The organism is Micromonospora sp. NPDC005299 (genome assembly GCF_042872345.1).
GTDB lineage: Bacteria > Actinomycetota > Actinomycetes > Mycobacteriales > Micromonosporaceae > Micromonospora.
On sequence record NZ_JBIAKG010000003.1, the window covers coordinates 206,664 to 220,118 of the forward strand.

The 13,455-nt window shown below is 72.1% G+C and carries 14 protein-coding genes; 4 read left to right on the forward strand and 10 right to left on the reverse strand.

The features are described 5' to 3' along the window. The first annotated feature begins 47 nt into the window (after window positions 1–47). Window positions 48–518 carry a MarR family winged helix-turn-helix transcriptional regulator gene (locus tag ACFYPD_RS10260; protein WP_387111043.1) on the forward strand — a complete coding sequence of 157 codons (471 nt, stop codon included), beginning with the start codon at window positions 48–50 and terminating at the stop codon, window positions 516–518. A 53-nt stretch (window positions 519–571) separates the two neighbouring features. Further along, window positions 572–790 carry a hypothetical protein gene (locus tag ACFYPD_RS10265; protein ID WP_387111046.1) on the forward strand — a complete coding sequence of 73 codons (219 nt, stop codon included), beginning with the start codon at window positions 572–574 and terminating at the stop codon, window positions 788–790. Here ACFYPD_RS10265 and ccsB read toward each other — a convergent pair. Genes ccsB through hemL form a run of 6 tightly spaced genes read right to left on the reverse strand, consistent with a single transcriptional unit; the run spans window position 775 to window position 6,808 of the window. Then, window positions 775–1,755, reverse strand: a complete 981-nt coding sequence (ccsB, locus tag ACFYPD_RS10270; protein WP_387111049.1) for a c-type cytochrome biogenesis protein CcsB — start codon at window positions 1,753–1,755, stop codon at window positions 775–777. The two genes, ACFYPD_RS10265 and ccsB, sit on opposite strands and share 16 nt — an antisense overlap. After that, on the reverse strand, window positions 1,755–3,377 hold the full coding sequence (locus ACFYPD_RS10275) for a cytochrome c biogenesis protein ResB (protein WP_387111052.1): 1,623 nt from the start codon (window positions 3,375–3,377) through the stop codon (window positions 1,755–1,757). The genes ccsB and ACFYPD_RS10275 overlap by 1 nt, the downstream gene beginning before the upstream one ends. Continuing rightward, window positions 3,377–4,246: a cytochrome c biogenesis CcdA family protein gene (locus ACFYPD_RS10280; protein ID WP_387111055.1), complete on the reverse strand. Its 870-nt coding sequence runs from the start codon at window positions 4,244–4,246 to the stop codon at window positions 3,377–3,379. The genes ACFYPD_RS10275 and ACFYPD_RS10280 overlap by 1 nt, the downstream gene beginning before the upstream one ends. Next, entirely contained in the window at window positions 4,246–4,818 is a 573-nt protein-coding gene (locus ACFYPD_RS10285; protein ID WP_387111058.1) for a TlpA family protein disulfide reductase, read from the reverse strand. Before ACFYPD_RS10285 ends, ACFYPD_RS10280 begins: the two co-directional genes overlap by 1 nt. Then, window positions 4,818–5,465 (reverse strand): histidine phosphatase family protein, encoded by a 648-nt coding sequence (locus ACFYPD_RS10290; protein ID WP_387111061.1) that lies wholly within the window; start codon window positions 5,463–5,465, stop codon window positions 4,818–4,820. The genes ACFYPD_RS10285 and ACFYPD_RS10290 overlap by 1 nt, the downstream gene beginning before the upstream one ends. Window positions 5,466–5,470: 5 nt before the next feature. Next, the gene (gene hemL, locus ACFYPD_RS10295; protein WP_387111064.1) at window positions 5,471–6,808 is read right to left on the reverse strand and encodes a glutamate-1-semialdehyde 2,1-aminomutase; all 1,338 of its coding nucleotides are present in this window, start codon (window positions 6,806–6,808) and stop codon (window positions 5,471–5,473) included. A gap of 150 nt (window positions 6,809–6,958) precedes the next feature. Between hemL and ACFYPD_RS10300 the strand changes: the two genes are divergently transcribed. Continuing rightward, on the forward strand, window positions 6,959–7,291 hold the full coding sequence (locus ACFYPD_RS10300; RefSeq protein WP_387111067.1) for an STAS domain-containing protein: 333 nt from the start codon (window positions 6,959–6,961) through the stop codon (window positions 7,289–7,291). A gap of 87 nt (window positions 7,292–7,378) precedes the next feature. On the opposite strand, the gene ACFYPD_RS10305 is transcribed toward ACFYPD_RS10300, so the two are convergent. Continuing rightward, a complete protein-coding gene (locus ACFYPD_RS10305; protein ID WP_387111070.1) occupies window positions 7,379–8,971 on the reverse strand; it encodes an ABC transporter permease in 1,593 nt (530 codons plus the stop codon). After that, window positions 8,968–9,870 (reverse strand): ATP-binding cassette domain-containing protein, encoded by a 903-nt coding sequence (locus ACFYPD_RS10310; protein ID WP_387111073.1) that lies wholly within the window; start codon window positions 9,868–9,870, stop codon window positions 8,968–8,970. The genes ACFYPD_RS10305 and ACFYPD_RS10310 overlap by 4 nt, the downstream gene beginning before the upstream one ends. 91 nt (window positions 9,871–9,961) lie before the next feature. Here ACFYPD_RS10310 and ACFYPD_RS10315 point away from each other — a divergent pair, with 91 nt between their 5' ends. Then, the gene (locus ACFYPD_RS10315) at window positions 9,962–10,465 is read left to right on the forward strand and encodes a GbsR/MarR family transcriptional regulator (protein WP_387111076.1); all 504 of its coding nucleotides are present in this window, start codon (window positions 9,962–9,964) and stop codon (window positions 10,463–10,465) included. Window positions 10,466–10,469: 4 nt separating this feature from the next. Here the strand turns inward: ACFYPD_RS10315 and ACFYPD_RS10320 are convergent, their stop codons facing one another. Together ACFYPD_RS10320 and ACFYPD_RS10325 are read right to left on the reverse strand one after the other, a co-directional pair. After that, complete coding sequence (locus ACFYPD_RS10320; protein WP_091261373.1) at window positions 10,470–11,027, reverse strand: two-component system response regulator; 558 nt, start codon at window positions 11,025–11,027, stop codon at window positions 10,470–10,472. After that, the coding region (locus ACFYPD_RS10325; protein ID WP_387111079.1) for an ATP-binding protein at window positions 11,024–13,455 on the reverse strand (2,432 nt) is incomplete at its 5' end. The genes ACFYPD_RS10325 and ACFYPD_RS10320, both read right to left, overlap by 4 nt.

The window sequence follows — 13,455 nt, forward strand, 5'->3', positions numbered from 1 at the left end:
TAAGATAGTCAACGTGGTTGACGAAATAGTAAACGGGGTTGTCGAACATGGCAACGCCTGACCGCCCCGGCTTCGCGCTCCCGCTGCTCCTGCTCGCCGGCTTCCGCACGCTCATCGACGACCTGCACGCCGAACTGGCCCGGCAGGGGCACACCGAGTTGCGCCCGGCCCACGGCTTCGTGCTCCAGGCCGTCGGCCCCGCCGGTACCACCGCCTCCGACCTGGGCCAGCGGCTGGGCATCTCGAAACAGGCGGCCGGCAAGACGGTCGACCGGCTGGTCGCGCTCGGCTACCTGGAACGCGCCGACGACCCCGCCGACGCTCGGCGCAAGCTGGTCCGAATGACGGCCAAGGGCCACGACGGGCTGCGCCGCTCGGCGGTCCTCTTCGACGAACTGCGCGACCGCTGGGCGGCGACCCTCGGCGCCGACCGGGTCGCGGCGATCGAGGACGACCTGCGCCGGATGGTCCCGGCCGACGTCTTCCGCCTCGACGTCCCGGGCTGGTTCGGCGGGTGACAATGCTCGCCGGGTCTTGACCGCTGCGGGGCACCGGCCGCCAGGATGGGCGGATGGACGACGCGTACGTGGTGGGTGATCCGGACGGGCTCAGCCCCTTGCAGGCCGAGATCCGCGACGCCGTGGCCCGCGAACTGCACGCCCAGTTCGCGCTGCGGGCCGACCGCCTCGACCTGGCCGACCTCCCCGAGGTGGCCTACCAGATCACCCGGCGCGTCGACGGCGTGCTGAGCAACCGCCGGTCAGCGGGCGGGGGTCAGAGGCCGGCGTAGGAGTGCAGGCCGGTGAAGAAGAAGTTGACCCCGAACAGGTTCATCAGCATGGTCAGGAAGCCCACGACCGAGATCCAGGTGGCCACGTTGCGCTTGACGCTCGGGGTGGCCCGGGCGTGCAGGTAGCCCGCGTAGACCACCCAGGAGATGAACGCCCAGGTCTCCTTCGGGTCCCAACCCCAGGCGCGACCCCAGGCCGCCTCGGCCCAGATCGCCCCGGCGATCACCGCGAAGGTGAAGACCGGGAAGGCGAAGGCGTGCAGCGTGAAGGTCAACCGCTCCAGGCCGGCCGCCGCCGGCAGCCGCCGGGCCAGGGTGTACGGGAAGCTCCGCTTCCCCTGCTCCCAGCCGGCCCGCATCAGGTAGGCCACGGCCGGCACCACGCCCAGCAGGAAGATGCCCGAGGCAAAGATGATCGTCGACACGTGGATGATGAACCAGTAGGACTGGAGCGCCGGCATGAGCGGCACGACCTGCACGTAGAGCTTCAGCTCGGCGAACGCCAGCAGCAGCACCATGACCAGGGTCAGGAACAGCCCGAGCCGGCGCAGTGACGGCTGCTTCCAGAGCACCACGAGCCAGGCCGCCGCCCCGATCCAGGTGACCGTCAGCACGAACTCGTACATGTTGCCCCAGGGCATCCGCTCGGCGGCGATGCCCCGGGTGACCACCGCGCCCAGGTGCAGCGCGGCGGCGAGCGCGGTGATCCAGGCGGCGATCCGCCCGGCCAGCGCGGCGCGGGCGGCGGAGCGGCCGGCTCGGGCCGCGGCCGGGGTGACCGGGCTGGCCGGCTCCTCGACCATCCCGCCGGGGCCGCCGACGCCGGCGCCGACCAGCTCGCGGGCCGGGGCCGCCACCGGCACCTTCCGGGCGTTGCCCAGGGCGTACTCGACGGCGTGGCTGATCATCGCGACCAGGTACGCCAGGATCGCGAACGTGACCAGCTGGTCGGAGAGTGCGGACATCACTCGTCTCCTTCTCGCGCCCGCCGGTCGTTTCGCCCGTCGTCGCTGACCGCGGCGACGAGCTGCGCGAACTCGTCGGCAAACCCTGGATGCTCGGTGCGCGGCAGCCCACCGGCCTCCACCAAGCTACTACCGCTCGTCGGAGATCCACCGTCCGGGGGCGTCACCCGGAACCAGACCCGGCGCCGCCGGGCGAAGAGCGAGCCCATCAGCCCGAGAAGCAGCGTCACGCAGGCGACCAGCAGTAGCGTCTGGCCGGGGGCATACCGCACGGAGATGTTGACGTAGGGCTTCGTGCCGACGAACTCGAGCGTGCTGCCGTCGTCCAGGGTCCACTTCTCGCCGGGGCGCAGCAGCTTCTCACCGATCTGCTTCAGCTTGCCGTTGTCGACCTGCCGCTGGTCGAGCTTGTAGACCGAGCCGGGGATGCCGGCATCCAGACCGAGGTTGCCACGGTAGGCGACCAGCCAAACTGCCGGGTTCCGCTCCTCCGGCCAGGTCGAGCGGTTGAACGGCCCCTCGTCCGGAGCGGTGGGCATGTAGAGGCCGTCGAAGGCCACCTGCTGGTCCGGGGCGCGGGTGCGGGTCTTCGGGTCGACGTTCGCGTCCGGGAAGGCAGCGACGCCCCCCTCGGTGACGGTGGCGTCGCCGGTGGTCAGGAACGGCTCGTCACTGGTCTGGCTGCGGCCGTACTTGTCGGTGTACTTCAGGATCGGCGCGTACCCGTGGCCGAGCAGGTAGACGTTGGCCGAGCCGAGCCGCAGCGGCGAGTTGACCGAGAAGCTGGCGGTCCGCGCCGGCCGGCCGTCCAGGTGGTCAACCGTCACGGTGGCCCCGTAGCGCGACGGTTGCCCGCTCGGCAGGTACTTCGCCTCGAACCGGTCCAGGGTGAGGCAGAACTGCGGCAGGTCCGCGCTGTCCACCCGGGGGCCGAGCGACGCCTCGGCGTACTGCTGCCGGCTGTTGCAGAAGGCGTTGTCCGCGCCGGCCGTCAGCAGCTTGTTGCCGTGCCAGCCGTACCAGGAGCCGAGCGCGACCCCGAGCAGGACGGCGATCAGCGAGACGTGGAAGAGCAGGTTGCCGGTCTCCTTGAGGTAGCCCTTCTCGGCGGAGACCTCGTCGCCGCGGACGGTGACCCGCCAGCGACGCCGGCGCAGCAGCGCCGCGATCGCCTCGGGGTCGGCGGCGGCCGGGGCCTCCAGCACCGCGTGCTGGGGCAACCGCTCCAGGCGCTTCGGGGCGGCCGGCGGCCGCATCCGCAGCGCGCGGACGTGGTCGCGGGCCCGGGGCAGGAGGCAGCCGACCAGCGAGGTGAAGAGCAGCAGGTAGATGGCGGAGAACCAGACCGAGCCGAAGACCTCGAACATGCCGATCTGGTCGAGCCGGGGCGCCAGGTCGGGGTGGTCGACGAAGTACTCGTTGACCTTCTCCGGGCTGACGCCGCGCTGCGGCAGCACCGAGCCGGGGATGGCGGCGATCGCCAGCAGGAAGAGCAGGATCAAGGCGGTACGCATGCTGGTGAGCTGGCGCCAGGAGTTGCGCAGCAGGGCCAGCACCGGGTTGACCCGTCGCCGGGGCGCGTCGGCGGGCGGCGCGGCCGGCCGGTCGTCCACGGTCGTCATCAGATGCTCACCTCGCCCACACCCACGTGCGTCTGCAACCAGATCACGAAGTCCTGCCAGCCGCCGGTGACCAGCGCCACGCCGATCAGGATCAGCAGCGCACCGCCGATCCGGGTGACCCAGCGGCTGTTGCGCCGGACGGCGCGGAACACCCCGAGCAGGCGGTGGAAGCCCAGCCCGAAGACGACGAACGGTACCCCCAGCCCGAGGCAGTACGCCACGGCGAGCAGCACCGCCCGGTCGGTCCGCCCGTCGACGGTGGCCATGCCGAGCACCGCGCCGAGGGTCGGGCCGGTGCACGGCAGCCAGCTCAGCGCGAAGACGGCGCCGAGCACCGGAGCGCCGAGCAGCCCGGCGGCGGGGAGCCGCCGGATGCGGAACTCGCGCTGCATCCCGGGGACCACGCCCAGGTAGCCGAGGCCGAGCACCACGATCAGGGCGCCGATGACGATCTCCAGCGTGCGCTCGTGCGCGAAGAGGAGCTTGCCGACGCCGGAGAAGAGGATCGCGGTGGCGGTGAAGACCGCGGTGAAGCCGGCGATGAAGAGCATGGTGCCGGCCAGTACCCGCCCCTTCACGGCGGCCACCGGCCGGGCCGCCGGGGGCGCCGCGACCGCCACGCCGCCGCTCGGCTCACCTTCGGCGTCAGCAGGGGCCCCCTCCGCCACCGGAGGGGTTGACCGGCGGCCCTTCCCTTCCGCCCGACCCTCCAGGTCTGCGCCGGCCAGCCCGGTGACGTACGACAGGTAGCCGGGCATCAGCGGCAGGACACACGGGGAGAGGAAGCTGACCAGCCCGGCGAGCGCCGCGGCCCCAACGGCCAGCAGCAGCGGGCCGGACTCGGCGAGCTGGCGGAAGGTCTCGCCCATCAGCGGGATCCGGACGCCGGCTGCTCCGCCGCGATCCGCTCGACGACGGGCTGGAGTTCGTCCCGGGTGACCGCCCGGCGGATCACCACGGCGACCCGGCCGTCGCGGTCCAGGACGACGGTCGCCGGGGTGGTGTTCGGCGGGATGTCGAAGTTGAGCGCCTGCCGGCTGGCCGGGTCGAAGAGGCTCGGGTAGGTCACCCGGCCCTCCTCGAAGGCGATCGCCTTGTCCTTGCTGTCCTGCACGTTGACGCCGAGGAAGGTCACCCCGGACGCCTTGGTGGCCTGGTAGGCGGCCTCCAGGTCGTCGGCCTCCGCGCGGCAGGGCGCGCACCAGGAGCCCCAGAAGTTGACCACGACCACCTGACCGCGGGCCTCGGCGATGTCGTAGCTGCCGCCGGTGAGCAGCTCACCGCTCACCTTCGGGGTCTTCGACCGCTGGTCGGGGGCGCAGGTGATGGTGACGCCGTCGCTCGCGCAGCGGCTCTCCTCGCTGCCGGAGGAGCAGCCGACCAGCGCCGTCACGGCGGTGACGGCGGCGAGCAGGGCGGCGGCGAACCTCCGGCTGGGCATCAGGCTCCCTTGGCCGTCCGGGCGGTCGGCGAGATCGCGATCAGGTGGGCCGCGGGCTCGGAGTAGCCGATGCCGACGATCTTGGCACCGTCGAAGTGGAACGAGGTGAGGCTGGCCAGGCCGCACTGCCGCTTGCGCGGGTCGTGCCAGAGCCGCTTGCGCTCGACGTGGCGGCGCAGGGTCCAGATGGGGAGCTGGTGGGAGACGAGCACGGCCTCCCGCCCCTCGGCGGCGACCCGGGCGGCGTGCAGCGCCCCGAACATCCGCTCGGCGATCACCTGGTAGGCCTCGCCCCAGGACGGGGTGACCGGGTCGCGCAGCACCCACCAGTTGCGCGGGTCGCGGAACGAGCCGTCGCCCGGGGAGACCTTCTTGCCCTCGAACCAGTTCGCGCTCTCGATCAGCCGCTCGTCCACCCCGACCGGCAGGCCGAACTGGGCGGCGATCGGCTCGGCGGTCTGCTGGGCCCGCTCGAGCGGGCTGGCCACCACGTGCACCACGGTGCGCTCGGCGAGCGCCTGGGCGGCCGCCTTGGCCATCTGGACGCCCAGCTCGGAGAGGCGGAAGCCGGGGAGCCGGCCGTAGAGGATGCCGTCCGGGTTGTACACCTCGCCGTGCCGCAGCACGTGGACCACCGTCTCGCTCACTGTTGCTACCCCCCGTGTCCTGCCGCTGCCGCCGCGTTCGCCGCCTGCGGAAGGGCCGCGGCGATCTGCTCCAGGGCGGCGTCGTCGATCGCCGCCGACACGAACCACGACTCGAACGCGCTCGGCGGCAGGTAGACGCCGGCGGCGAGCATGGCGTGGAAGAACGCCTTGAACGCGGGCACCTGCTGGGTACGGGCGCTGTCGTAGTCGGCCACGTCGGCGTCGGTGAAGAAGATCGAGAACATGTTGCCCGCGTACGACAGGCGGTGCGGCACCCCGGCGGCGGCCAGCGCCTCGGTGGCGAGCTTGCCCACCGCGGCGGCCGTCTCGTCGAGGCGGCGGTAGAGCGCGTCGTCGGCCAGCCGCAGCGTGGCCAGGCCGGCGGCGCACGCGAGGGGGTTACCGGAGAGGGTGCCGGCCTGGTAGACCGGGCCGGCCGGGGCGAGCTTCGCCATGATCTCCGCGCGCCCGCCGAACGCCGCGGCGGGCAGGCCACCGCCCATGACCTTCCCGTACGTCCACAGGTCGGCGTCGGACGGGTCGAGGCCGTGCCAGCCGGCGCGGGAGACCCGGAACCCGGTCATCACCTCGTCGACGATCAGCAGCGCGCCGTGCGCGTGGGCGATGCGGGCGAGCTGCTGGTTGAACTCGTCGCGCGGGGCGATCACACCCATGTTGCCGGCGGCGGCCTCGGTGATGATCGTCGCGATGTGCGGGCCCTCGGCGGCGAAGACTTCCTCGACCGCGCGCAGGTCGTTGTACGGCAGCACGATGGTGTCGCCCGCGGCCGCTCCGGTCACGCCGGGCGAGTCGGGCAGGCCGAAGGTGGCCACGCCCGAGCCGGCGGCGGCGAGCAGCGCGTCGGAGTGGCCGTGGTAGCAGCCGGAGAACTTGACGATCTTGGCCCGACCGGTGAAGCCGCGGGCCAGCCGGATCGCCGACATGGTCGCCTCGGTGCCCGAGTTGACCAGGCGGACCTGCTCCACCGGGGTCCGCGCGACGATCTCCTCGGCCAGGTCGACCTCGCCCGGGGTCGGGGTGCCGAAGCTGGTGCCGAGCGCGGCGGCCTCGCGCAGCGCCTCCACCACCGCCGGGTGGGCGTGACCGAGGATCAGCGGCCCCCAGGAGCAGACCAGGTCGACGTAGCGGCGACCGTCGGCGTCGAAGAGCCAGGGACCCTCCCCCCGGACCATGAAGCGCGGGGTGCCGCCGACGGCACGGAACGCGCGTACGGGGGAGTTGACCCCGCCGGGCACGATGGCCGTGGCGCGGTCGAACAGGGCCTCGGAGGCCGGTGCGTCGGCCGGGTAGCGGCCGGATCCGGCGGAAAAGGTATCGGTCACGATGCCGCCATTGTGTCAGCGCCGGGCGGCTGATCGGCAGGCACCCCGCACCGAGGGTTACCGGGCTCACGCCCCGTCCGTGCGGCACGGGTCAGCCACCGGCGGGTCGCTCGACGGGCCCGTTGGTCGCGATCGCGATAGGCTGACCGGGTGGATCGTGCCGAACTGTCCATCACGCTACACCGGACGGGTGACGAAGCCGTGCTTCGCCTTGCCGGTGAGATCGACATGCTCACGGCCGCCCAGCTGTCGACAGTCGTCAACGAGGTGCTGGCCGAGCCCCCGCCGCGCATCGTGCTCGACCTGGGCGGGGTCACCTTCTGCGACTCGCAGGGCCTCGGGACGCTCGTGGTGCTCAGCCGCAAGGCCAGCCGCGCCCAGAGCCTGCTGGTCCTGAGCAACGTCGGCGACTTCCTCCTCCGCGTCCTGGACATCACCGGCCTCCGCTCCGCCCTGATGATCCGCAACGAAACAGCCCCCTGACACCCCCGCGTTGATCAAGAGGTTTGCGTCTGCCGAGACAGGATTTCTGACGCAAACCTCTTGATCAACCGGGTCGGGCCGAGCCGGTCAGGTGACGGGGACGTCGCGGCGGCGGAAGGCCGACAGGCCGGCCGCCGCGAGGACCAGTGCCACGGCGGCCAGGGTCCAGAGCGGGGTGGCGCTCCAGGTGTCGCGGAGCACCTGCGGGGTGTGCGTGAACGGCGACAGGTCCAGCAGCCACTGGTCGAGTTCGAGCACCGCGCCGAGCTGGCCGACCAGCACGCAGACCGCCAGCACCGCCCAGGCCACCGCGGCCAGCCGGGGCAGCAGGCCGTAGAGCAGCACGGCGAACCCGGCCAGCACCCAGGCGGCGGGCGCGTGAGCCAGCCCGGCGCCGAGCATCCGGGGCAGCTCCCGGGGCACGTCGTGCACGCTCAGCCCGTACGTCAGGCCGGTGGCCAGGCCGGTCATGGCGAGCACCACGACCGGGCCGACCAGCGCGAACACCACGTGTGACAGCAACCAGGTGGAGCGGTGCGCGCCGGTGGCGAGCACCGGTTCGGCATGCCCGGCGGACTCCTCGGCGCGCATCCGCAGCGCGGCCTGGATGCCGTAGCCGGCCGCGGCCAGCCCGGCCAGGCTGAGGGTGGCCCCCAGGTACGCGTCGGCCAGGCCGGAGGCCCCGCCGATCCGGGCCATGATCTGCTCCAGCTGCGGGTTCCCCTCGACCGAGCGGCCGGCCGCCTGGGCGGCGCCGCCGAGGATCAGCCCGAGCAGGCCGAAGCCGACCGACCACCAGAGGATCTGCCCCCGGTGCAGCCGCCAGGCCAGCCCGAACGGGCCGGCGAGCCCCCGGCCGGCGGTGGCCGGCCCGAGCCGGGGCGGCAGCACCCCCGCGCCCAGGTCGCGGCGCACCGAGACCGGATACGCGGCCGCGGCGAGCAGCGCCGACGCGACCAGCGGCAGCGCCGGCACCCACCAGCGCTCCCCCTCGAAGGGCCGGATCCGGGGCGCCCAGCCCAGCGGGGAGAGCCAGCTCGGCCAGTCGTTGGCGGCGGTGTCCCCGACCATCCGCAGCGCGAAGGAGGCGCCGAGGACGGCGATCCCGATGCCCCGGGCCCCGCCCGCGGTCTCGGTGAGCTGGGCGGTCAGCCCGCCGAGGGTCGCGAAGACCACGCCGGTGAGCGCCGTGCCGAGGCCGTACGCGTACGAGCCGGCGGCCGGCAGCCCGGTGGACGCCAGCCCGGCCGCGGTGAGCAGGCCCAGCAGCAGGTCGGCCGCGTACGTGACGAGCAGTGCCGCGGTCAGCCCGGCGTGCCGGCCGAGCACCCCGCCCCCGAGCAGTTCCCGCCGGCCGGCCTCCTCCTCCACACGGGTGTGCCGGATGACGGTGAGCAGGCTGGCCAGCGCCACGATGACCAGCAGGAAGCCGCCGCGCTGGGCGGTCAGGGCACCGACGCTCTCCCCGTAGACCGGGCCGAGCAGCGCGACGATCGAGGGGTTGCGGGCGGTGCCGGCGGCGTACGCGGCCCGCTCGGCGGCGGTCGGGAACAGCTCGAAGAAGCTGGTCGCGTACGTCATCGGCAGCACGGCGAGGACCAGCACCCAGAGCGGGAGCAGGAGGCGGTCCCGGCGCAGGACGAGCCGGGCCAGGTGCCAGGTGCCGGCGAGGGTGCTCATCGGGTCAGCTCCTCGGGGACCGCCTCGTAGTGCCGCAGGAACAGCTCCTCCAGCGTCGGTGGCGTGCTGACCAGGCTGCGCACGCCCAGCTCGGTGAGGCGACGCAGGGCGGCGTCCAGCGCGGCGGAGTCCACGTCGAAGCGCACCCGGTTGCCGTCCACCCGCAGGTCGTGCACGCCGGTCAGGTCGGCCAGCCCGTTCAGCGGGGCGGCCACCTCGGCGTCGATCGAGGTGCGGTGCAGGTGGCGCAGCTCGGTGAGGGTGCCGGACTCGACCGCCCGGCCGTTCCGGATGATCGTGACCCGGTCGCAGAGCGCCTCCACCTCGGCCAGGATGTGGCTGGAGAGCAGCACCGTGCGCCCGTCCTGCTTGGCCCGGCGTACCCAGTGCTGGAAGACCTCCTCCATGAGCGGGTCGAGCCCGGAGGTGGGCTCGTCGAGGATGAGCAGCTCGACGTCGGAGGCGAGCGCGGCCACCAGGCCGACCTTCTGCCGGTTGCCCTTGGAGTAGGCCCGGCCCTTCTTGCGCGGGTCCAGCTCGAAGGACTCCAGCAGCTCGGCCCGGCGCTTCGGGTCGAGCCCGCCACGCAGCCGGCCGAGCAGGTCGATCACCTCGCCGCCGCTCAGGTTGGGCCAGAGGGTGACGTCGCCGGGCACGTACGCGAGGCGCCGGTGCAGCGCGACGGCGTCCCGCCAGGGGTCGCCGCCGAGCAGTCGGACGGCCCCCGCGTCCGCCCGCAGCAGACCGAGCAGCACCCGGATGGTGGTCGACTTGCCGGAGCCGTTGGGGCCCAGGAAGCCGTGCACCTCGCCGGCGCGGACGGTCAGGTCGAGTCCGTCGAGCGCTCGGGTCCGGCCGAAGGTCTTCACCAGGCCGGACACCTCAATGGGAGTTTCCATACTTCGGAAGTTACGCTCGTTTCACAAACTTGTGAAGACAGTGAGATCTGAGAGACGATCGGACCCGACGCGCACCGAGGAGATGATGCCGATGACCCCGCCGCCCAGGCCGGACGAGGAAGAGGTCCACCTCTTCGTGGAGCGGATGGCGATGGCCTTCGCGGACGTCGGCTTCCCCCGGATGGCCGGCCGGGTGCTCTTCACCGTGATGAGCGCGGACGAGCCGCTCACGGCCAGCGAGATCGCCGAGCGGCTCGGCGTCAGCGCGGCGGCCGTGTCCGGCGCCGTGCGCTACCTGACCCAGTTCGCCATGCTGGTCCGCGAGCCGGTCAAGGGTTCCCGGCGGGACCGCTACCGGATGCCGGTCAATCCCTGGTACGAGGCCACCATCACGAAGACCGGCCTCTACAAGAACTTCATCGACATCGCCAACGGCGGGGTGGACGCGCTGCAGGGGCGGAGCACCCCGGCGGGCGAGCGGGTGGCCGAGATGCGGGACTTCTTCCTCTTCGTACAGGAGGAGGTCGACGCCCTCGGCGAACGGTGGCGGGCCCGGCGCGCCGCGACCGGACACGGCGACCGGGCCGGCACCTGAGCGCTCAGGCGTTGTTGCCCCAGCGGGCCTGCTCCAGCAGGTCCACCGCACGCTCCCGGGACTCGGGGTCGTCGTCGGCACGCAGCAGCGCCGTCGCCTCGTCCACCGCGTCGGTCAGCACCCGCCACTGGGCGTCGCGCTCCCGCACCAGGTCCGACTGGGCGGCGAGCTGCCGGGTCTTCACCCACAGCTCGACGAAGACCGACACCTTGGCCCGCAGCACCCACGGGTCGAAGGGCTTGGTCAGGTAGTCGACCGCGCCGACCGCGTAGCCCCGCAGGGCGAGCTGGGCATCCTTGTCCGCGGCCGTGAGGAAGATGATCGGCACGTGCCGGGTCCGCTCCCGCCGCTTGATGTGGGTGGCGGTCTCGAAGCCGTCCATGTCCGGCATCTGGGCGTCCAGCAGGATCACCGCGAAGTCGTCCACCAGGAGCTGCTTGAGCGCCGCCTCGCCGCTCTCCACGGCGACCGACTGCACCGGAAGCCCCTGGAGGATCGCCTCCAGGGCCATCAGGTTCTCCCGCCGGTCGTCCACCAGCAGCGCCTTGGCCATCTGGGTCACGGAGTCTCCTCGCCTCGGCTCCGGCCGATCCAGGACGCCATCATCTCGATCAGCTCGTCCAGATCAACCGGCTTGGTGATGTAGTCGCTGCCCCCGGCCGCGATCGCCGACTCCCGGTCACCGGGCATCGCCTTCGCGGTCAGGAACACGATAGGCAGGTCCGCGAAGCGATGGTTGCGGCGGATCTGCCCGGTCGTCTCGTAGCCGTCCTGGTCCGGCATCATCGCGTCCATCAACACGATGTCCACCTCCGGATGCTCGGCCAGTTGGCGGACGCCGTCCGCCCCGTTGTCCGAGTACAACACGGTCATCCCGTGAAGTTCCAACGCGGAGGTCAGCGCGAACACGTTCCGGACGTCGTCATCGATGATCAGAACGGTCACGCCCTCCAGCCGGCGGGTCGCCGGTGTCTCCTGCGGCTGCGGCAGCTCCATGGGCATGAGCAGGGACGACGGCAGGCCCGCGCGCTGCGGCGAGGGCGGCGCCGGCGCCACCACCGCGTCCGGCGCCAGCACATCGGGTACGAAGAGAGTGAACGTCGACCCCTGCCCGGGCGCGGAGGACACGGTGATCGTGCCGCCGAGCAGGCGGGCCAGGTCCCGGCTGATCGACAGGCCCAGGCCGGTGCCGCCGTAGCGCCGGCTCGTGGTGCCGTCGGCCTGCTGGAACGCCTCGAAGATCAGCGAGAGCTTGTCGTCCGAGACGCCGATGCCGGTGTCGATCACCGTGAACGCGATGACCTGCCGGGCGTTGGTCAGCGCCGGCACGTCGAAGACCGCGTTCTCGGCGGCCGGCGCGATGCGCAGGGTCACCGCGCCGTTGTCGGTGAACTTCACCGCGTTGGAGAGCAGGTTGCGCAGGATCTGCTGCAACCGCTGGGCGTCGGTGACCAGCGCCGGCGACAGGTCCTTGCTGATCCGTACCTGGAAGTCGAGGCCCTTCTCCTCGGCCTGCGGCGCGAACGCCTGCTCGACGTAGCCGCGGATCTCGGAGAAGTGGATCTCGGTCGGCTCCACGTCCATCCGGCCCGCCTCGATCTTGGACAGGTCGAGGATGTCGTCGATCAGGGAGAGCAGGTCCGACCCGGCGCTGTGGATGGTCCGGGCGAACTCGATCTGCTTCGCGCTCAGGTTCTGCTCCGGGTTCTCGGCGAGCAGCCGGGCCAGCAGGAGCAGCGAGTTCAGCGGCGTACGCAGCTCGTGGCTCATGTTGGCCAGGAACTCCGACTTGTACGCCGACGCCCGGGTGAGCTGCTGCGCCTTCTCCTCCAGGCCGAGCCGGGCCAGCTCGATCTCCCGGTTCTGCGTCTCGATGTTGGTCTTCTGCTCGGAGAGCAGCTTCGCCTTGTCCTCCAGCTCGGCGTTGGTGCGCTGGAGTTCCGCCGACTGCTCCTGCAGCTCGTGCGCCAGCCGCTGCGACTGCGCCAGCAACTCCTCCGTACGCCGGTTGGCCTGGATGGTGTTGACCGCGACGCCGATGGTGAGCACCAGCCGCTCCAGGAACGCCAGGTGCAGATCGGAGAAGGTGGTCACCCCGGCGAACTCGATCACGCCGAGCAGTTCGCCCTCGAAGAGGACCGGCAGCACCACCAGGTCGGCCGGGGGTGTCTCGGCCAGGCCGGAGCGGAGCACCAGGCGCCCGTCGGGCAGGGCGTTGACCCGGATGGTCCGCCGGGACAGGGCGGCCTGCCCGACCAGCCCCTCGCCGGGCCCGAAGGTCACGTCGTGCCCGCGGGCGACGTAACCGTAGGAGGCCGTGAGCCGCAGCCGCATGCTCCCGTCGGAGCTGTCCGCCAGGAAGAACGCGCCGAGCTGCGCGTCGACCAGCGGGGTCACCTCCATCATGATCATGCGGCAGACCTCGCCGAGGTCCCGCTGGCCCTGGAGCAGGCCGCCGATCCGGGCCAGGTTCGAGTCGAGCCAGCCCTGCTCGGCGTTCTTCTTGGTCGTCTCCCGGAGGGTGACGATCATCTGGTTGATGTTGTCCTTCAGCTCGGCGACCTCGCCCTGCGCCTTGACGCTGATCCGCTGGGTCAGGTCGCCGCGGGTCACCGAGGTGGAGACCTGGGAGATCGCCCGGAGCTGGGTGGTCAGGGTCGAGGCGAGCTGGTTGACGTTCTCGGTGAGGTCGCGCCAGGTGCCGCTGACCCCCTTCACCTGCGCCTGACCGCCCAGCTTGCCCTCGATGCCGACCTCGCGCGCCACCCGGGTCACCTCGTCGGCGAACGAGGAGAGCTGGTCGACCATGGTGTTCACGGTGTTCTTCAGCTCCAGGATCTCGCCCTGCGCGTCCACCGTGATCTTCTGGCCCAGGTCACCCTTGGCGACGGCGGTGGTGACCGAGGCGATGTTCCGCACCTGGCTGGTCAGGTTCGACGCCATCGAGTTCACGTTGTCGGTCAGGTCCCGCCAGGTGCCGCTCACGCCCC